This is a genomic window from Sulfurimonas sp. (genome assembly GCF_023229105.1).
GTDB lineage: Bacteria > Campylobacterota > Campylobacteria > Campylobacterales > Sulfurimonadaceae > Sulfurimonas.
Window position 1 is genome coordinate 1 of the sequence record NZ_JALNZY010000017.1, and the last position, 18,134, is coordinate 18,134.

Annotated in this window: 18 protein-coding genes; 15 read left to right on the plus strand and 3 right to left on the minus strand. The window is 37.0% G+C overall.

Translation table 11 applies throughout. From position 1 onward, the window contains the following. A partial coding sequence (locus M0Q17_RS03780; RefSeq protein ID WP_295083451.1) for a manganese-dependent inorganic pyrophosphatase occupies positions 1-817 on the plus strand: 817 nt, incomplete at its 5' end. A 50-nt stretch (positions 818-867) separates the two neighbouring features. On the opposite strand, the gene M0Q17_RS03785 is transcribed toward M0Q17_RS03780, so the two are convergent. Beyond that, the gene (locus tag M0Q17_RS03785) at positions 868-1,389 is read right to left on the minus strand and encodes a flagellar basal body-associated FliL family protein (RefSeq protein WP_295083453.1); all 522 of its coding nucleotides are present in this window, start codon (positions 1,387-1,389) and stop codon (positions 868-870) included. Further along, positions 1,380-3,974: an EAL domain-containing protein gene (locus tag M0Q17_RS03790; protein ID WP_295083455.1), complete on the minus strand. Its 2,595-nt coding sequence runs from the start codon at positions 3,972-3,974 to the stop codon at positions 1,380-1,382. The genes M0Q17_RS03785 and M0Q17_RS03790 overlap by 10 nt, the downstream gene beginning before the upstream one ends. A gap of 163 nt (positions 3,975-4,137) precedes the next feature. Here M0Q17_RS03790 and M0Q17_RS03795 point away from each other — a divergent pair, with 163 nt between their 5' ends. The 6 genes from M0Q17_RS03795 to M0Q17_RS03820 all read left to right on the plus strand — a co-directional run bounded on the left by M0Q17_RS03795 (position 4,138) and on the right by M0Q17_RS03820 (position 8,692). Continuing rightward, positions 4,138-4,386, plus strand: a complete 249-nt coding sequence (locus M0Q17_RS03795) for an RNA-binding S4 domain-containing protein (protein WP_295083457.1) — start codon at positions 4,138-4,140, stop codon at positions 4,384-4,386. Continuing rightward, positions 4,383-5,369, plus strand: coding sequence for an anthranilate phosphoribosyltransferase (gene trpD, locus M0Q17_RS03800; RefSeq protein WP_295083460.1), 987 nt, complete (start codon positions 4,383-4,385; stop codon positions 5,367-5,369). Before M0Q17_RS03795 ends, trpD begins: the two co-directional genes overlap by 4 nt. Further along, positions 5,366-5,779, plus strand: coding sequence for a tRNA (adenosine(37)-N6)-threonylcarbamoyltransferase complex ATPase subunit type 1 TsaE (gene tsaE, locus M0Q17_RS03805; protein WP_295083462.1), 414 nt, complete (start codon positions 5,366-5,368; stop codon positions 5,777-5,779). Before trpD ends, tsaE begins: the two co-directional genes overlap by 4 nt. Next, positions 5,767-6,489, plus strand: coding sequence for an LPS export ABC transporter ATP-binding protein (gene lptB / locus M0Q17_RS03810; protein WP_295083464.1), 723 nt, complete (start codon positions 5,767-5,769; stop codon positions 6,487-6,489). Before tsaE ends, lptB begins: the two co-directional genes overlap by 13 nt. Before the next feature lie 13 nt (positions 6,490-6,502). Then, positions 6,503-7,771 (plus strand): RNA polymerase factor sigma-54, encoded by a 1,269-nt coding sequence (locus M0Q17_RS03815; RefSeq protein WP_295083466.1) that lies wholly within the window; start codon positions 6,503-6,505, stop codon positions 7,769-7,771. Between the two features lie 171 nt (positions 7,772-7,942). After that, positions 7,943-8,692: a TIGR02757 family protein gene (locus tag M0Q17_RS03820; RefSeq protein WP_295083503.1), complete on the plus strand. Its 750-nt coding sequence runs from the start codon at positions 7,943-7,945 to the stop codon at positions 8,690-8,692. Here M0Q17_RS03820 and M0Q17_RS03825 read toward each other — a convergent pair. Continuing rightward, entirely contained in the window at positions 8,668-9,852 is a 1,185-nt protein-coding gene (locus tag M0Q17_RS03825; RefSeq protein ID WP_295083468.1) for an MFS transporter, read from the minus strand. The genes M0Q17_RS03820 and M0Q17_RS03825 overlap by 25 nt on opposite strands. Positions 9,853-9,959: 107 nt before the next feature. On the opposite strand from M0Q17_RS03825, the gene M0Q17_RS03830 reads away from it, so the two are divergent. From M0Q17_RS03830 to M0Q17_RS03865, 8 genes are all read left to right on the plus strand, one after another. Further along, a complete protein-coding gene (locus M0Q17_RS03830) occupies positions 9,960-10,388 on the plus strand; it encodes a CoA-binding protein (protein ID WP_295083470.1) in 429 nt (142 codons plus the stop codon). Positions 10,389-10,396: 8 nt separating this feature from the next. After that, positions 10,397-11,599 (plus strand): threonine ammonia-lyase, encoded by a 1,203-nt coding sequence (gene ilvA, locus M0Q17_RS03835; RefSeq protein WP_295083472.1) that lies wholly within the window; start codon positions 10,397-10,399, stop codon positions 11,597-11,599. Positions 11,600-11,606: 7 nt separating this feature from the next. Then, positions 11,607-13,727 carry a WD40 repeat domain-containing protein gene (locus M0Q17_RS03840; RefSeq protein ID WP_295083473.1) on the plus strand — a complete coding sequence of 707 codons (2,121 nt, stop codon included), beginning with the start codon at positions 11,607-11,609 and terminating at the stop codon, positions 13,725-13,727. A 79-nt stretch (positions 13,728-13,806) separates the two neighbouring features. Beyond that, complete coding sequence (locus M0Q17_RS03845; protein ID WP_295083475.1) at positions 13,807-15,507, plus strand: acetolactate synthase large subunit; 1,701 nt, start codon at positions 13,807-13,809, stop codon at positions 15,505-15,507. Next, the gene (gene ilvN / locus M0Q17_RS03850) at positions 15,504-15,980 is read left to right on the plus strand and encodes an acetolactate synthase small subunit (RefSeq protein WP_295083505.1); all 477 of its coding nucleotides are present in this window, start codon (positions 15,504-15,506) and stop codon (positions 15,978-15,980) included. Before M0Q17_RS03845 ends, ilvN begins: the two co-directional genes overlap by 4 nt. 5 nt (positions 15,981-15,985) lie before the next feature. Continuing rightward, on the plus strand, positions 15,986-16,936 hold the full coding sequence (gene lpxD / locus M0Q17_RS03855; protein ID WP_295083478.1) for a UDP-3-O-(3-hydroxymyristoyl)glucosamine N-acyltransferase: 951 nt from the start codon (positions 15,986-15,988) through the stop codon (positions 16,934-16,936). An 11-nt stretch (positions 16,937-16,947) separates the two neighbouring features. Continuing rightward, complete coding sequence (lpxD, locus tag M0Q17_RS03860) at positions 16,948-17,901, plus strand: UDP-3-O-(3-hydroxymyristoyl)glucosamine N-acyltransferase (protein ID WP_295083480.1); 954 nt, start codon at positions 16,948-16,950, stop codon at positions 17,899-17,901. 13 nt (positions 17,902-17,914) lie between these two features. Next, a complete protein-coding gene (locus tag M0Q17_RS03865) occupies positions 17,915-18,118 on the plus strand; it encodes a hypothetical protein (RefSeq protein ID WP_295083482.1) in 204 nt (67 codons plus the stop codon). Positions 18,119-18,134: the final 16 nt, after the last annotated feature.

An 18,134-nucleotide genomic window follows, 5' to 3' on the forward strand; every position in this document is an offset into this window, starting at 1 on the left:
CCCTGCGCGCCAAGGCGATATATCTCCAGAGACGGAGTTTATACTTAAAAAGTTTAAAGCAGAAACTCCGCAGTTAAAAACTTCTTATGCAGGCGAGAGTGTTTATCTTGTTGATTTTTCAGACCTTGCACAAGCTCCAAAAGATATAAAAGAGGCGACTATTTTAGGCATAGTAGATCATCATAAATTAGGTGACATTACAACAGATGCTCCGCTTGAGTGTTGGATTCGCCCTATAGGATGTTCAAATACAGTTATTAAAGAGATGTATGATTATCATAAAGTAGAGATTCCAAAAGATATAGCTGGCATGATGATGTGTGCAATTTTGAGTGATACTGTCATTTTTAAATCCCCGACATGCACAAAGATTGACACAAAAGTTGTAAAAGAGCTTTCAGTAATTTGCGGTATTGATGATTATAAGGCACTTGCTATGGAGATGTTTATTGCAAAATCCGCAATAGATGGTGCAAGTGCTAGAAATTTAAATACAAGAGATTATAAAGAGTTTGATATGAACGGCACAAAAGTGGGAATAGGTCAGCTTGAGATGGTTGATATCTCTGCGCTAAACAATAGGATAAATGATCTTTTTTCAGATATGAAACTTATGAAGCAGGAGAGCGAGCTTCATACTATTATAATTCTTTTGACTGATATTATGAAAGAAGGATCTCAGCTTTTAGTGCTTAGTGATGATGCAAGCAGAGTAGAAAAAGCACTTAACACAAAACTTCAGGATAACCAAGCGTGGTTAGATGGAGTATTAAGCCGTAAAAAGCAAATTATACCGTTTTTGCAGAAGCAATTTTAAACATAATCTTGATTATCTGCTGAAGAAGTTTAATATTTTAATAAAGTTTGTCACTGAACTATAAATTGATTAAAATAGACTTCTTCTACTTCTGTGTTACTTAAATTATTATTGAGTATATTTTTTATTTTTTTTCTCATTTTTTCACTGTTTATGTTTGCAGAAGAGTAACCAAGCATAGCATTTATAGTAGCATCTCTTAAAATAACTCCTTTTTTTAGTATCTCATCTTTTGCATCACTGTTGCCGTTTAACCAAGAACTGCTTTTGTTAGTAAGTTTGTACTTTATAGATATATTGGCGATAAGTTTTTCTTTGCCTGAGATATTAAAAACAAAGTCACCGAGGTTTGCTTCTGTAGCACTAATTATAGTTACTTCCATGCTGTTGCTTAGACTTGAGGAGACAGCACGACTAAAAAAGTTGTCTTTTGAGATTTTTGTCTCGATATCATATTTTTTAAGTTTGTTAAAGCTTGAATTTAAAACTCCCAAAACCAGCAGCAAAATCACTATAATAGATACTATAACTAAAATAGCATTTTTAATTATTTTTACTCTATCTATTTGCATGATTTAGACTCTATATCTTCAATACTACAAGGTTTTGCAAATAGATATCCTTGAAAAAAATCACATCCAAGCTCTTTTAAAAGCTCAAACTGCTCTTTTGTCTCAACGCCCTCGGCGATAACATCAAAGTTGAATTCTTTGCCCATCATGATTATGGTTTTAACTATTGTTTTGTCAGAGTCGCTCTTGTTGAGGCTAGAAACAAAAGATTTATCGATTTTTAATTCATCAATTTGTAGATTTTTTAGATAGTTCAGATTTGAATATCCTGTTCCAAAATCATCTATAGAAATTGATATACCAAAACTTTTTAAAGCCTCTATTTTTCGTGTAATCTTCTCTTGGTCGTCTATAAAAACACCCTCTGTTATTTCAATTCTTATATTTGTGGGGTCTATATTTTTAGAGTCAATAAGGGATTTGAGATTCTCAACAAATCCCTTCTCTTTAAACTGAATTGGACTTACGTTGACTGAGATTCTCCAGGTCTTTTTAATCGGGTTATCTCTAAAGAGCACAAGTTGGTCTGTTGCACTCTCAAGTACAAAGCGACCTATCTCTTTTATGATGCCATACTCTTCTGCTAGCGGGATAAATTCCATAGGAGGAATCATCCCTCGTTCTGGGTGCATCCACCTTATAAGAGCTTCCGCGCCGACAACTTTTTCATCTATGTCAAATTGTTTTTGGTAGTATAGAACAAGCTCTTTTTGCTCAAGAGCTTTTTTGAGTTCAAGAAGCATCTGTAGTCTATATTTCGTTACATGCTGAAGAGACTCATCATAAAAACGAATAGCATTTTTTCCATCATTTTTTGCGCTTCTCATAGCGTATTCAGCTTGATTGAATAGTATATTTAAATTTACTTCACGCTTCAAAAAGAGTACAATTCCTATGCTGCATGTGAGATAAAAAGATTTTTCTTCTATAACAAAAGCTTCCTTTAATATCTTCTGTATCTCTTTTGCAAAGTTTTCAGCAATGACGGCAGCTTCCTCCTCTTTTAAAGAGAGATTTTCTAAAAGAATAGAGAACTTGTCTCCGCTGTATCTTGCAGTAATAGAATTTGTTTGAGTTATAGAGACTAACCTTTGAGCGCTTTGTTGTAATACAATATTTCCTATGTCATTGCCCATTAAGTCATTTATATCTTTAAAATTATCAAGATCCAAAAATAAAATCGCACCGTATTTTAAATTTTTATCGCTATCGATTAATGCTTGAGATAGATGTTGCTCAAACAGTTTTAGATTTGGCAAAAAAGTAAGTGAATCATAAAAAGAGAGTTGATTGATTGCCTCTTTTTGATAAAAAGAGTTGATGGCAAAACCTATATCCCCTGCAAGTTCATTTATCATATTTCGTTCCTCTTTACTTAGCCCTTTTTCCTTAGTTGTGCAAATACTTATAACGCCAAGAGCTTTTTTTGCATGGTAATTTTTTCTAAGAGGAGTTAGGTAGATTTCGCTTATATTGTACTTTTTCATTTTTTCTTTGTATTGTAGCGGCAAGCTTTCATCAAAATGTTTAATTAGAACAGATTTGTTGTTTTGAAAAACGTCTATCTCTAAAGGGAGTACATTAAAGTCTTCATTTAGTCCGACAGATGCTTTTAGAGTCAGTTTAGCATTTTGAAAAAGTAGTATTTTAACACTGAAAAAGGTTGTGTTTGAGTGCATTGAGGCAGCTGTCTTTTCTATGAGCTCGTCGATACTCGTAGCTGTAATTAAAATTTGATTACAGTCTGTAACCGTTCTTAGTATAGAAAAAAGATGTTTTTGTTTTTCATTTGCAAGTTGCAGTTCATTCTTTTGTTCTTGCAAATCTGCCGTTTTTATTTTTACCTCTTTTTGAAGAACTGTTTTTTGTTCAACATCTTTAAGAGTTAATTTTTTGATGGCAAAATAGACTATAAAGAGCAGAAAAAATATTGTAAGCCAAAGAAAAATAGCGATTTCATAAAAGTTTCTTGTGGAAGTGAGTTCTAGCTGGTCGATAGGAATCTTAATGCTTGTAATGCCTCGTAAGTCCCCTACTTTATAATCATAAGCCGTATCGTATCTCTCTCTTATAGATGGTAAAACCTCCTCTCTTTTGCCGTGACACGCGAGGCAGTATTTCTCAATAAAAAGTGGTGCTGTATAATGTATAACACTTTTTGAATCTTGTTTAATTTTTTTGATGCGAATATTTTCGTGCGGGTTGTTTTTAAAAAAATCAATGGCTTCAAGTTCAAACGAATCTGCCATATTTTTTAGGTTTCTAGGTCTATCTGTTACATTTCTTATGGTTATGTTGTCTTTGGAAATCTCTGAAAATTTATCACTTATAAGTGTTGAGGCATGGGCTGGCAAAAAGCCGATAGTAGAGTCGTTAAAATCTAAACCGCTACTTAAAAACTGTTTATGATAAACATAGCGCATAGCGATAAAGTAACTTTTGAGTGTTTCACTCATTGATAACGCTCTTTCTTGTATATCTTTTTGTTTTTGTTGATATATGTAAATAGTTAAAATAGAATTAGATAAAATTATAAGAAGAGCAACAATCCAAAATATTTTTTTGTTAAGATGAAATTTAAACAATGCAAAACCTTAATAAAATTTATCTTTAAGTATAGCATACGTTAAATATTTTTTATATTTGTTTTAGAAATTTTTTATTTGACGCAAAAAATGTTCCACTTCTTACATTATTTTCAGTTTTATTACTCTACAATATGCCAAAAAAATGAGAGTGTAGGTCTGGATGAGAATAGATAAATTTTTAAATTCGGTAAATATTACAAAAAGACGTTCAGTGTCACAGGATATGATAGCAAACGGTGTCGTACTTATAAATGGTGTTGTTGCAAAAGCGAGTAAAAATGTTGCCGTGGGAGACGTAGTGACTATAAACTATCTAAATTCCGTAAAAAAGTATGAGGTAGTGCAGATTCCTCAGACAAAATCGACGCCAAAGAGTCTTCAAGAAGAGTATGTAAAGGAGATTTCATGAACTACGAGGAGGCAAAAAAATCATTTATGTCACTCTTTAAGCATGAAATGAACGATAAGCAGATGAGAGAGTTTCTCTTAAGACTAAAGCTTGATGAAAACACCCAAGTTCAAACCATAGCTGCTGCTGCAGAAGTTATGCGCTCTTTTGCAATTGAGTTGCCTATATCTGAGGATTTGCGCGCAAGAGTTATTGACATCGTAGGAACCGGCGGAGACAAGATAGGAAGTTTTAATATCTCTTCAACCGTAGCTATAATAACGGCTTCATGCGGAAGTATGGTGGCAAAACATGGAAGTCGCTCAGTTACCTCAAAATCCGGAAGTGCAGATATGTTTGAGGAGCTAGGAATCAGGCTTGATTTAGACATAAAAAAGAGTGCCAGACTTCTTGAGGAAAGCGGTTTTACTTTTATGTTTGCACAAAATCACCATCCTGCGATGAAGTTTATCATACCCGTTAGAAAAACCATACCCGATAAGACGATTTTCAACATCCTAGGTCCGCTTACAAATCCAGCCGGAGCAAAAAAGTCTCTTCTGGGAGTGTTTCATAAATCATTTGTTCCAAAAATAGCTGAGGCACTAAAGATGAATGGCGCGACTTCAAGTATGGTGGTAAGTTCAAGAGAGAAGATGGATGAGATAAGCATTAGCGACATTACATACGCTTCACGGTTAAAAGACGGTAAGCTTCATGAGTTTATAATCGACCCGCAGGAGTATGGTATAAAAAAAGCTCCTCTTAGCGCAATAGTCGGCGGAGATGCAAAAGAGAATGCGCAGATTTTATATAATATTCTTGACTCTAAGGCAACAGATGCACAAAGAGATATTGTGCTTATAAATGCTGCTTCGGCTCTTATGGTTGATGGTTTGGCTCGGGATATTCAAGATGGCTTAGAGATGGCACAAGAAGCCATAAAAAAATCAAAAGCCAAAGATAAGCTCAAACAAATCTTTGAAATATCAAACAAATTATGAGAAAATATCTACTTTCTTTAGAGGAGCTTGATGCTTTAGCTGAGGATATTGTTAAAAATTTTTGCAGTGGCGTGGTTATTTTGCGCGGAGATTTGGCTGCTGGGAAAACAACTTTTGTAAAAACGGCAGTAAAGTATTTAGGCATCAATGAGGAAGTAACGTCACCCACATTTTCTCTTCAACACTGCTATGGAGAGAGAGTCTTTCATTATGATTTATACAACCATGGGTTGGATCACTTTATCTCTTTGGGAATGTTAGAGGAGCTTGAGAGAGAGGGGCTTCATTTTGTAGAGTGGGGCGATGATGAGTTAGCTGGGATTTTAAATTTGGCTGAGATTAAGAACATAACGATAGAGATAGAAAAAATTTCTGATGATAAGAGAGAGTATAGAATATGCACACACTAAAAGCAGTAGAACTTAAGAAAAAAATAAAAGATTTAGAGATAGTAAAAGGAATGAGCCTTGAGGTTAAAAGCGGCGAGGTAGTAGGACTTTTGGGACCAAACGGAGCTGGTAAAACAACAACCTTTTATATGATTTGCGGATTAGTTGAATCAAGCGGCGGGGAGGTGTTTTTTGATGATGAAAACCTCTCCGGCATGCCTTTGCATATAAGAGCTTTAAAAGGGATAGGCTACCTTCCCCAAGAGGCTTCCATCTTTAAAGATTTAAGTGTCGAGGATAATCTTTTAATTGCTGCAGAGGTAAAGATAAAGGATAAAGAAGCTCAAGAAAAGCGGATATTGGAGCTTCTTGATATGTTTAATATTGAGCCGATTCGCTATAGAAAGGGGGTAAGTCTAAGCGGCGGTGAGAGACGACGTGTCGAGATAGCTCGTGCTTTAGTAAATTCGCCCAAGTTTTTGCTTCTTGATGAACCATTCGCCGGTGTTGACCCTATAGCTGTTATGGATATTCAAACAGTCATAAGACAACTTGCATCATATGGAATTGGCGTACTTATTACAGACCATAATGTACGTGAGACTCTTGATGTTTGCGACAGAGCCTATGTTATTAAATCTGGCTCGCTTTTAGCAAGCGGAACTAGTGCTGAAATAGGACAAAATGCAGATGTAAGAAAACACTATCTAGGCGAGGAATATAAGCTTTAGGGGCTTATAAAACATGGCGGCATTAAGACAGACACAAAGTGTAGAGAACAAGCACAAGCTCTCAAATACACTGCGCAATTGGCTTCCGATTTTGCACTCAAGTCTAAGTGATTTGAATGAGGCAATGTCGCCGTTTATTGAGTCAAATCCCGTTGTGGAAGTAAAATGCGGATATGAAGAGAGCTTTGAGAGTAAAATTCCCAAAAAAATTATAAGCGGCTCTGTAAATAACTCAAGAACTGAACAAATAGAGGCTTTGACTATTCAGAGTCGATCTCTTTTTGATGTATTAGATGAGCAGCTTGAGGCGCCTCTTTTTCCTACTCCCATCTCACAGAAAATTGCCTCCTTCGTCGTTGAAAACCTTGATGAAAACGGATATTATGAAGGAGATAGTGAAGAGTTTTGTAAAAATAACTCCATCGATATAGCAGAGTTTGAAAAAATACGCCTTAGATTTGCGCATGTAGAGCCCGTAGGCGTAGGCGCTAAAAATCTCTCGGAATCCTTTTTATTTCAGTTAGATAGTTCTGATATAAGCGATGAAGCGTACTCTTTTGCTATAAAAGTGATAGAGGATTTACAAAATATTTATGCCTACTCAGATGAGAAAAATTTTGCCGAGGTAATGCGTGTGCTTGGAACTTTTAAAAATCCTCCTGCAATTGAGTATCAAGAGGAGTCCTCGCATGTGGTTCCGGATTTGATGATATATTTTAACGACGAGGAGCAGATAGAGGTTAAACTAAACGATGCCTATTACCCGACAATCCATATAGATGCGAACTATGGAGTCGAACATGAGTTTATCTCGCAAAAAATTAAAGAGGCAAAAAGTTTGGTTGATGCTCTTGATATGAGAAAAGCGACACTTTATAAAGTAGGGCTAATGATAGTGGAGTATCAGTATCAGTTTTTTACAGGCGGAGCGATTATGCCGCTAACACTAAAAACTCTAGCAGATGAGTTTGGGCACAATCCATCAACCATCTCAAGAGCAATTGCGAACAAATATATAGCATGTAACAGAGGCATATTTGCCATGAAAGAGTTTTTTACCACTGCCATAGATGAAGATGTCTCAAACGCGGCAATAAAAGAGTTTGTGGTAAGTTTAGTAAAACAGGAAAATCGAGCAAAACCTCTAAGTGACATGAAGCTTTTGGAGTTTATTCAAGATAAGTTCAAAGTTCAGATGGTAAGACGCACCATCGCGAAGTACAGAAAACAGCTAAACATAGCAGGTTCAAGTGAGCGAAAAAAACTTTATCATTTGCATTAGTAAGAGCCTCTATTATTTATAAAAAAAGAAAAATATTTCAAAATGACATATTTTTTAATGAAAATAAATTATGTATAAATATTCAAAATTTATTTGTTTAAATATTGATATTTTGTGTTAGCATACGCTTAAAAAATTTATAATATTTTTAAGGTTTGAGAATTGAGCGATATAAATATTAAAGAAATACTTGATTTAGAAGTCGCAAAACGCAACTGCGAGGGCGAGATTTGCGAGGAGCGGCTAGACCCTATAATGGTTGCGCATAAGTATAAAGACCAGACCATCTCCCTTATCTGTGCACTATTTGCATACGGAAACGTAAAGCAGATAGTGAAGTTTTTAAACTCTCTTGATTTTTCGCTTCTTGCTAAAAATGACGATGAGATAAGAGAGGCTCTGAAAAACCACTACTACAGATTTCAAAAGTCCGAGGATGTGGCAGCTCTTTTTATTGCTTTAAAACGTCTAAACGAAAGAAGTACGCTAGAAGAGGTTTTTAAAAGCGGATATCTTAAAAACAGAAGCACGATAGAGGGGATAAATGAGCTTATTAAAACTTTGCAGGATATCTATCCGCATCAAAGTATGGGTTACAATTTTCTAATCTCTCAAGTTACTTTAAAAACAAAGGGAGCAGGAGCGTTGAAGCGCTGGATGATGTACTTGCGTTGGATGGTAAGAGAGGATAATATTGACATGGGTTTATGGAGTGGAGTTGACAAAGGCGACCTTATAATTCCGCTTGATACACATACTTTTAATGTCTCCAAAAAAATGGGGCTTTTGGAGCGCAAAAGCTATGATTTGGAAGCCGCGATAGAACTTACATGTAAGTTAAAAGAGTTTGATAAAAATGATCCGCTAAAGTACGATTTTGCACTATACCGTATCGGTCAGGAGAAGCTCTCGCTGGTGTGAGAGAGCCTATCTCTCATCATAAAAAGAGCAAACGCCAAAACAATAGCGGATATTGAAGCGGCAATAAACAAAATAGTGCTTCCATAGCTGTCCCATATCCATCCTGCCACGCTTAAAGATATAAGCGTCGCAATGCCAACTGAGGTGTAGTAAACTCCATATGCGGTAGCTTTTAAATCATAGGGCGCGGTGTCTGAGATGATTGCTTTAGCCAAAGAATTAAACCCTCCCGCAAAAAATCCATATATGGCAAAACCAATCCAAACTCCAATTGTACCCCCGCTAGACATCGCTATTGCCCCCAATCCAAAAGCCAGATAGACAGAGGAGAGTAGAGCCGCTTTGCCAAATTTGTCGGCAAGTTTGCCTATTGGGATTGCAAAAAAAGCCTGCGTGAGGTTGTACAGAGCGTATGCAAGCGGTATGATTGCAAGGGCAATGCCGTTCTCGCCCGCTTTTAAAATCATAAAAGAGTAGTTCATAGCAAAGAGGCTAAAGAGTGTCTGAAATCCCACAAGAAAATAAAACTGCGCAGGTAGCGCATTAGGGCGAAAATGCTTAGCCGGAGAGGGAGTAAACGGTACATCCGTGATTATAAAGATGAGAATTGCCATTGAGATAATCCCCGGAATGATGCTAAGCGCAAAAATGGTGCGAAACGACTCTTCGCTCTCTCCCAGCCACCATAAAAGAGCAAACGCACTCAGTGAGCCGACCAGTGCACCTGCGCCATCCATCATCTTGTGAAATCCAAATACAAAACCGCTAGAACCTTTTGGCGTAGAAGCACTGATAAGAGCGTCGCGAGGAGCAGCGCGAATCCCTTTGGCAACTCTATCGCCTATGCGGATAGTCATAATCATTGTCGCACTTTGGGCAAAAAAAGCAAGAGGTTTTATAAGATTGGAGAGAGCGTATCCAAAGACGACGATACTCTTTCTTCGTCCGAGTCTATCTGAATAGAAACCTGAGAGGGCAATAAGCAGAGCAACGGATAGTTCAGCTAAGCCTTCAATAATGCCGATTTGTGTTTTTGTAGCGTGCAAAAAACGCTCCAAAAAAATAGGCAGCAGAGGAAGAATCATCTCTGTGGAAAAATCCGTAAAAAAGCTGTTGGCTCCGAGCCCAACTATGTTTTTATTTAATATTAGTTTTTTCATAATCTTTCATGCCGTATTAAATTTTTTACTATTATACAAAAATTATCAATTTGTTGATTGTGACTATTTTGGCTATAATCGCTAACTATTTTTTAAAAGGATGCTCAATGGAGTGTGAATTCCCGACAATTAATTCCAACAAACAAGAGATAAAAGAAATTTTTTATATAACTAAGACTATAGCTGTTGTGGGGCTATCTCCTGATGAGAGTAAGGCGAGTCATAGAGTTGCTAAATATCTGCAAGAGCAGGGGTTTAAGATAGTTCCTATCTACCCAAAAGAGGAGACTATACTTGGTGAAAAGGTGTATCGTTCGCTTTTAGAAATCCCATTTCAGATTGATATGGTAGATATATTTAGAAAACCTAAAGAGCTCGACAATGTTGCAAATCTGTGCATAGAAAGAGGGGATATAAAGGTTTTCTGGGCACAAAAAGGGATAGTAAATAATGAAGCGGCAAAAAAAGCAAATAATGCCGGTATGAGGGTAGTTCAAAATATGTGTACGATGGTAGAACATCGTGCACTTAGTTAGGAGTTTTTTTGTTTGATGTAAAAAAAATATATGAAGCAAGAGAGCGCATAAAAGATATTGTAGTCGATACGCCGTTCTCATACGCACCAAATCTTAGTGCAATTTCTGGTTGTGAAGTCTATTTAAAAAAAGAGAATCTTCAAGTAACTGGGGCATTTAAAATAAGAGGTGCATATAATAAAATAGCGACTCTTAGCGATGAACAAAAGGCATGCGGAGTTATAGCAGCAAGTGCTGGAAATCATGCTCAGGGAGTTGCGCTCTCTGCTTCAAAGTTTGATATAAAAGCTATTATCGTTATGCCTGAATCTACACCGCTTACAAAGATAAACGGCGTAAGAAAGTACGGCGCGGAGGTTATTTTATTTGGAAGTAATTATGATGAGGCTTATGCGTATGCGATGGAGCACGGCAGGAAAAACTCTCTGACATTTATACACCCTTTTGAAGATGAGGAAGTTATCGCAGGACAGGGTACTTTGGCACTTGATATATTAGATAAGTGTCAAGATTTAGACGCGGTCATTATTCCAGCAGGCGGTGGCGGACTAATATCTGGCATGGCATGTGCCATCAAAAGCATCAACCCTAAAATAGAGGTTATCGCAGTAAGTGCAAAAGGCGCGCCTGCACTCAAAAACTCATTTGAACTCAAAACTGCTATAGATACTTTAAGTGTAAGAACAATTGCTGATGGTATTGCTGTTCGAGACACTTCGCCGATTACTCTTGGGTACATGCTAGAGAGCGTCGATAGATTTATAAGTGTTGACGATGAGGAGATAGCAAGTGCGATTCTCTTCTTGCTTGAGAGTCAAAAACTTGTAGTCGAGGGTGCCGGAGCTGCAGGTGTTGCGGCTCTTTTGCATGGCAAGTTAGAGTATTTAAGGGGCAAAAAAGTAGCGATTGTCCTAAGTGGCGGAAATATGGACGTAACACTTTTGTCTGTTATTATAGAAAAAGGTTTGTTAAAATCAGGCAGAAAGATGAAGCTGACGGTCACTTTGGTTGATAAACCTGGTTCCTTGATGCGCTTTACCCAGATACTTCAAGAGCTTAATGCAAATATTGTCCACATAGCTTATGATAGAACTTCCATCTCGCTTGATTACGGTGATGCGAATGTAACAGTACATGTGGAGACAAAAGGAGAAGAGCATCAAAATGCTATTTATAAGGTCTTAAAAGAAGAGAACTACATAAGAGATTAAATAGAATATGAAACCTATAAAAAAAAGTAATTTTAACGAAGTGATTATATATACACAGATTTTAGATGCTAATACAATTTTAACTGTTGATACGCTTACGACTATAAGATATTTACAAAGAGAAACTCTTAATGTTATAGATGAATTTAAAATGGGTATTTCACACACAAGATACGGCTCAAAGGTAATCTCCTTTAGTTCTGAGGGCAAATATTTTGCCTTGAAAGAGCTCAAAACATCAATGCTTTATGAGACAGAAGGTAAAAAACTTCTCCTAAGGGTAGATAGGCATCAAGGGGAAGTCTCTTGTGTGGCAATAGATCCACAGGGTAGATATATGTTCTCCTGCGGTGATGACGGTATAACATACGGCATAGATATAAACAGTACCAAACTCTCCTTTACGCTTCCTGCGCATAAAGATTCTGTAACAGATATAGCAATTAGCGAAGATGGAAAATGGGTTGCAACTTCTAGTTATGATAAAAATATCTCCTTATATAATTTAGCAATGATGACTCCAAAGGCAAAATTAAAAGCCCACTCTGATCCTATTGTGCGGGTACATTTTTTAGGCAAGGAGAGACTTTTTAGTCTTGATAATAAAAACAGTGCCATAATTTGGGATATTAACAGAGCTAAAGTCATAGCAAGACTCAACGCAATACATGATGAAGTTACAGCTATAGCGGTAGATAATGAGAACGAATTTCTTTTTTTAGGCACAAAACTCGGCTATATATTTGTTTATAGTCTGCTTGATTATGAGCAGATTTCAAAGAGATATATAAAGCTAAATGATACTATTACCTCTTTGAGTTTTGATGAAACTAAAAAAGAGCTTGTTGTTGCAAGCGTAAATAAAGAGCTTCTTTTTTATGATATATTTAATGGACAAGAGCGCCTTCTTCAACTTTTAAAAAACAAGGAGTATGCTCTTTTGAGTGACTCTATAGATAAAAATCCGCTTCTTGTTTATACACAAGCTTATAAAACCTTTGAGCTTTTATGGGAAAAAACGATGCAAAGAGCAAAACTGCTTCTTCAAAATTGTGAAAAAGAAAAAGCAATAACCCTTTTTGATGATTTCATCGTAATAGCATCTAAAAATAAACAGATGCAAAAACTAATCTCAGAGTATGCTGAATATGATAAATTTCTAGGATTTATTAAAGCCAATAAACTTGCTTTAGCTTATGCCCTGGTAAATCTTCATCCGTTATATAAAGAGACAAAAGTATATATCTCAATGGAAGCTCAGTGGGAAAAAGATTTGCTGCTTGCTAAAAAATATCTCCAAGATCAAAAATTTAGCCATAAAGCCAAGGAAGTTTTAGCACCATATAAGGGAATAAGCGAAAAAACGGTTCTTATCCAAGAGCTTATGCAAAATATAGGAGCATACAAAAGATTTAAAGAGGCAATAGCGCAAAGAAAGTTTAAACTCGCTTTAGAGATTGTAAAACAGAACCCCTTTTTAAAGGAGTACCCTGGATACAAAGCACTCATTAACTACTCAGACTCCCTGTATATGAGAGTTCAAGTTATGCTCACAAACGATGAATCTAGTGAGGCACTTAAAATATTATATATTTTACTAGATTTTGAAGATTTTAAAGAAGAAGCGCAAATGGCGATTGCAGAGATAGAGGCTAAGCGTAAATTTTTCACTGCCATAAAAGAGGATAATACCACTCTTGCATATACTATTATGGATGAGTTTTCCAGTTTAAAGGAGACTTTAGAGGGTAAAAAACTTCAAGCTCAATGGGAGAGTGATTTTGAAAAAGCACAGAGTCTTGCTCTTTATGCAGATATTGAAGGAGCAAGGAGTATTTTGGCAAATTATTTAACAATAAGAGCAAAAAGTATGGAGATAGCCACTGTTTTTTCAAAATCTCACATAGTGCAACTCTACAAAGCTTTACAAGAGAGTAAAGATCAAAAAAGTGTGGAAATAGGGATAAAAAACTATATACTTTATTATGGTTTAGCAGAGCAGATTGAGAGTTTTTTTAAAGATTTTAAAGAAAAATTTCCAGATACCAAAATAAATATAAAGTCTCAAAAGCAGGGCTTTATCGAAAACTGGAGACCCTCTATGATAGTTAATTCTATATTAGAGTGAGAAAATGACATCATTATTTAACTTGCAATATAGCTCATTTTATATATAATTGGCGAATTTTTTACGATAGGAGACTTTTATGCAGATAAGCGGCGCGCAGATGGTTATTGAAGCTTTAATTGCAGAAGGAGTAGATACGGTTTTTGGCTACCCCGGTGGAGCAATTATGAATATCTACGATGAGATTTATAAGCAAGATAAATTTGAACATATTTTAACTAGACACGAGCAAGCTGCCGTTCATGCTGCGGAGGGCTACTCAAAAGCCAGCGGAAAAGTCGGCGTTGCGATGATTACAAGTGGTCCAGGTTTTACTAATGCCGTCACAGGACTAGCAGATGCATATATGGACTCAATTCCACTAGTTGTAATAAGCGGGCAGGTTCCTATGAGCCTTATAGGCACAGATGCGTTTCAAGAGATTGATGCAGTTGGAATTAGCCGTTCATGCACAAAACATAACTATCTTGTTACAGATGCAAAGGATCTTCCACGTATACTTAAAGAGGCGTTTTATATAGCTTCAAGCGGTCGTCCGGGACCTGTGCATGTAGATATTCCAAAAGATGTAACTGCTCAGATTGCAAGCTTTGACTACTCAATTGAGTTGGGTTTGGAGACATATAAACCTCACACAAAGGGAAATCCTCGTCAGATTAAAAAGGCTATGGAGGCTATTGCTAAAGCAAAAAGACCTCTGTTTTATTTAGGCGGCGGAATTATCAACTCAAATGCGGCGTATGAAGTAAGAGAGTTGGTTCATGCAACCGGAATTCCTGCGGTTGAGACCTTTATGGCAAGAGGAACCCTAAGCCATGATGATGAATATTTAATCTCAATGCTCGGAATGCATGGTTCGTATGCCGCAAATATGGCTATGAGCGAGACGGATTTAGTTATAGGTTTGGGTGCTAGATTTGATGACCGTGTAACAGGAAAGCTCTCCGAGTTTGCTAAAAATGCGGGAGTAATCCATGTAGATATAGATCCCGCTAGCATCTCTAAACTTGTAAATGCCGACTACCCAATAGTGGGCGATATTAAAAATGTTGTCGGGGAGATGTTGAAACTCTCATCAAGTATCAACCCTGCTAAATATACATCGTGGAAAGATACTATTAAAAACTTTGATACGTTACATCCTTTAACATATCATGAAGATACAGATAGATTGAAGCCGCAATGGGTTATACAAAGAGTCGGGGAGCTTTTAGGCGATGATGCTAATATATCTACGGATGTTGGACAGCATCAGATGTGGACTGCACAATTTTATCCATTTAGCCGCCCAAGACAGTTTATAAGTTCCGGCGGACTTGGAACTATGGGTTTTGGTTTTCCGGCTGCTATGGGTGTAAAAGCAGCATCTCCAGATAAAGTAAGTATAAACTTTACGGGTGATGGTTCAATACTTATGAATTGCCAGGAGCTTATGACGGCTGTTGAGAAAAAACTACCTGTTATAAACATCATACTAAACAATAACTATCTTGGCATGGTTCGTCAGTGGCAGACTCTATTTTATGACAAAAGACACAGTGAGACAGACTTAAGTGTTCAACCAGACTTTGTTAAACTTGCAGAGGCATTTGGCGGAATAGGGTATAGAGTTACGACAAAAGATGAGTTTGATGCAGCACTCAAAGGTGCGCTAGAGAAGAATATAGTTGCTTTTATAGATGTTGTAGTTGAGAGACTTGAGAACGTTATGCCGATGGTACCCTCTGGCGGTTCACTTTTTAACATGATGCTATTAGAGAAGAAGGAGAAGAAGAAATAATGGAAGCTAGTGAAAGAAGAGTTATCTCTGTTATCGTAGTAAATGAAGCAAGCGTATTATCTCGAATTACTGATCTTTTTTCCGGTCGTGGATACAATATCACATCATTGACGGTTGCTCCTATTCCAGATAGTAAATACTCTCGGTTGACTATAGTTACATCGGGTTCAGTGAGAGTTATAGAGCAGATTACGAAGCAGCTTCATAAGCTGATACCTGTTTTGAAAGTTTACGAGCATGCTGATTTGGTTGAAAAAGAGATGGCGCTCGTCAAGTTTCCTGCATCTGAGAATATTACAGATATAGCAACTCTTTGCGCTGCATATAACGGTAAAATTGTTAATGTCGCAGAGAATATTATTATAGTCATGGTTGCTGATGAGCCAAAAAGAGTTGATAACTTTTTAAAAATAATCAATAAATACAATCCAAAAGAGATTGTAAGAAGCGGTGCCGTAGCACTAGAGAGATAATCCCGGTGTTCTTTAGTGAGGTCGCTTCACACCTAAGGCTTGCGTTTATAGGTAAAGATGTGGAGATAGACTCTATGAATGAGCTGTCCCTCTCTTTGCCCTCACAATTGGCATTTGCACTTCATAAAAAATACTCCCTCGAGTTAAAATCCTCCAAAGCAAAAGCTTTTCTAATAACAAGTTCATTAATAGAGCATCTTCCGCATGACTCCTCTTATATTGTTTGTGATGATGTTTCTCTCTCTATGGCAGAAGCTACGAAGCTCTTTAGTAAAAAACTCGTTGAGCCGCAACTTTCCTTTGCAATAGTCGGTAAGGAGTCTTATGTAGATGCTATGGCAAAGATTGAAAATGGCGTAACTATCGGCTCAAACGTAACTATTATGGCTAGCGCATATATTGGTACAAATGTTAAAATAGGCGATAATACGCTTATATATCCAAATGTAACTATCTATAGAGACTCTGTTGTGGGAAGTAACTGTATTATACATGCAGGAAGTGTAATCGGAGCCGATGGATTTGGCTTTTCTCATACAAAAACGGGAGAACATATAAAAGTTTTCCAAAATGGAAATGTCATTATAGAAGATGATGTAGAGATTGGTGCTAACTGCGCAATTGATAGGGCAATTTTTAACTCTACAATCATCAGACGAGGTACAAAGCTGGACAATTTTATCCATATCGCGCATAATTGCGATATCGGGGAACACTCTCTTTTTGTTGCTCAAACGGGAGTAGGCGGCTCTACAAAATTCGGGCATAACTGTGTTGTCAGCGGGCAGAGTGCTTTTAGTGACAATCTTAGTATCGCACCGTTTAGCACTTTTACCGCAAGAAGCGGGGTTACAAAAAGCATTACACAGAGTGGTGGAGTTTATAGCGGGTTTCCACTTATGAACCATAAAGAGTGGAAAAGACTTCAAGCAAAGATAAAGAAGCTAAACGAGTAGGGGGCAAAAATATGGATTTAAAAGAGATTGTAAAAATTTTAAAGTGTGATTTTGAGGGCAGTAGTTTTGATGTGACAAAGATGAATACTCTTCGTGATGCGACTAAGAGTGAGATATCTTTTGTAGCAAATTCTAAATATATAAAAGAGATACAAAGCTCAAACGCCGGCGCAATTATAGTAGATAAATCTACAAAAGAGTTTGTTCCAAATGCTACTGTTGCTCTTGTGGTTGAAAATCCATACCTAGAGATGGCAACGCTCTCAAAATACTTTGCACCGCCAATAGAGGATGAAACACTACCACAACCTAAGATTGGTAAAGGCAGCGTTGTCTCGCCAAAGGCAGAGATTGCAAAGGGTGCCATAATCGGCGAAAACTGCACTATTATGGCGCATGTTTATATAGGAGCAAATACTCAAGTAGGCGATAACACTATCATCTACCCAAGTGTTACTATATATAGGGATTGCAAAGTTGGAAACGATTGTATCATCCATGCAAACTCCACTATAGGAAGCGACGGGTTTGGTTTTGCTACAAACAAGATGGGCGAACATAAAAAGATTTATCAAAACGGCAATGTTGTTATAGAAGATGATGTAGAAATCGGAAGTTCAACCACGATAGATAGGGCAGTTTTTGGGACAACTCTTATAAAGCGTGGTGTTAGAATCGACAATCTAGTTCAAGTCGGACATAACTGTGTTATAGGCGAATACTCGGTGCTAGTTGCCCAATCAGGCATTTCAGGCTCAACTACCATGGGAAGAAATGTTGTTATGGGAGGACAAAGCGCTACGTCAGGGCATCTAAGCATTGCGCCTTTTACGACTATGGCGGCAAGAAGCGGGGTAACGAAAAGTATCACTAAAAGCGGCTTAACATTTGCAGGATTTCCACTGATGGAACACAGACTATGGTTGAAACTTCAGGGTAAAATTGCTAGACTTATGAAACACTAACAAAGGATTATTTATGCCAAAAACTATTAAATTAAGCGGAACGAAAAAAGGTGTTATTAACATAATTAAGATTGATGAGCCTTATGGCAAGAAGAGTCAAAGCGTAGCGAGCATCGGCATATCCTTAGTAGGAAACGAAAATGAGCCTGAGTGGAAGGTACATATTCCTCTTGAAAATTTAGATGAAGTTATAGAGGCTCTTAAAGAGTTAAAATAGTATTTTTTAGTACCAC

Excerpts from the sequence above, each read along its gene's own strand:
- lptB (WP_295083464.1), top strand. The coding sequence starts at position 5,767 with ATGCACACACTAAAAGCAGTAGAACTTAAGAAAAAAATAAAAGATTTA.
- M0Q17_RS03815 (WP_295083466.1), top strand. The coding sequence starts at position 6,503 with ATGGCGGCATTAAGACAGACACAAAGTGTAGAGAACAAGCACAAGCTC.
- M0Q17_RS03865 (WP_295083482.1), top strand. The coding sequence starts at position 17,915 with ATGCCAAAAACTATTAAATTAAGCGGAACGAAAAAAGGTGTTATTAAC.
- tsaE (WP_295083462.1), top strand. The coding sequence starts at position 5,366 with ATGAGAAAATATCTACTTTCTTTAGAGGAGCTTGATGCTTTAGCTGAG.
- M0Q17_RS03840 (WP_295083473.1), top strand. The coding sequence starts at position 11,607 with ATGAAACCTATAAAAAAAAGTAATTTTAACGAAGTGATTATATATACA.
- M0Q17_RS03785 (WP_295083453.1), bottom strand. The coding sequence starts at position 1,389 with ATGCAAATAGATAGAGTAAAAATAATTAAAAATGCTATTTTAGTTATA.
- M0Q17_RS03845 (WP_295083475.1), top strand. The coding sequence starts at position 13,807 with ATGCAGATAAGCGGCGCGCAGATGGTTATTGAAGCTTTAATTGCAGAA.
- M0Q17_RS03795 (WP_295083457.1), top strand. The coding sequence starts at position 4,138 with ATGAGAATAGATAAATTTTTAAATTCGGTAAATATTACAAAAAGACGT.
- lpxD (WP_295083480.1), top strand. The coding sequence starts at position 16,948 with ATGGATTTAAAAGAGATTGTAAAAATTTTAAAGTGTGATTTTGAGGGC.
- trpD (WP_295083460.1), top strand. The coding sequence starts at position 4,383 with ATGAACTACGAGGAGGCAAAAAAATCATTTATGTCACTCTTTAAGCAT.
- M0Q17_RS03830 (WP_295083470.1), top strand. The coding sequence starts at position 9,960 with ATGGAGTGTGAATTCCCGACAATTAATTCCAACAAACAAGAGATAAAA.
- M0Q17_RS03825 (WP_295083468.1), bottom strand. The coding sequence starts at position 9,852 with ATGAAAAAACTAATATTAAATAAAAACATAGTTGGGCTCGGAGCCAAC.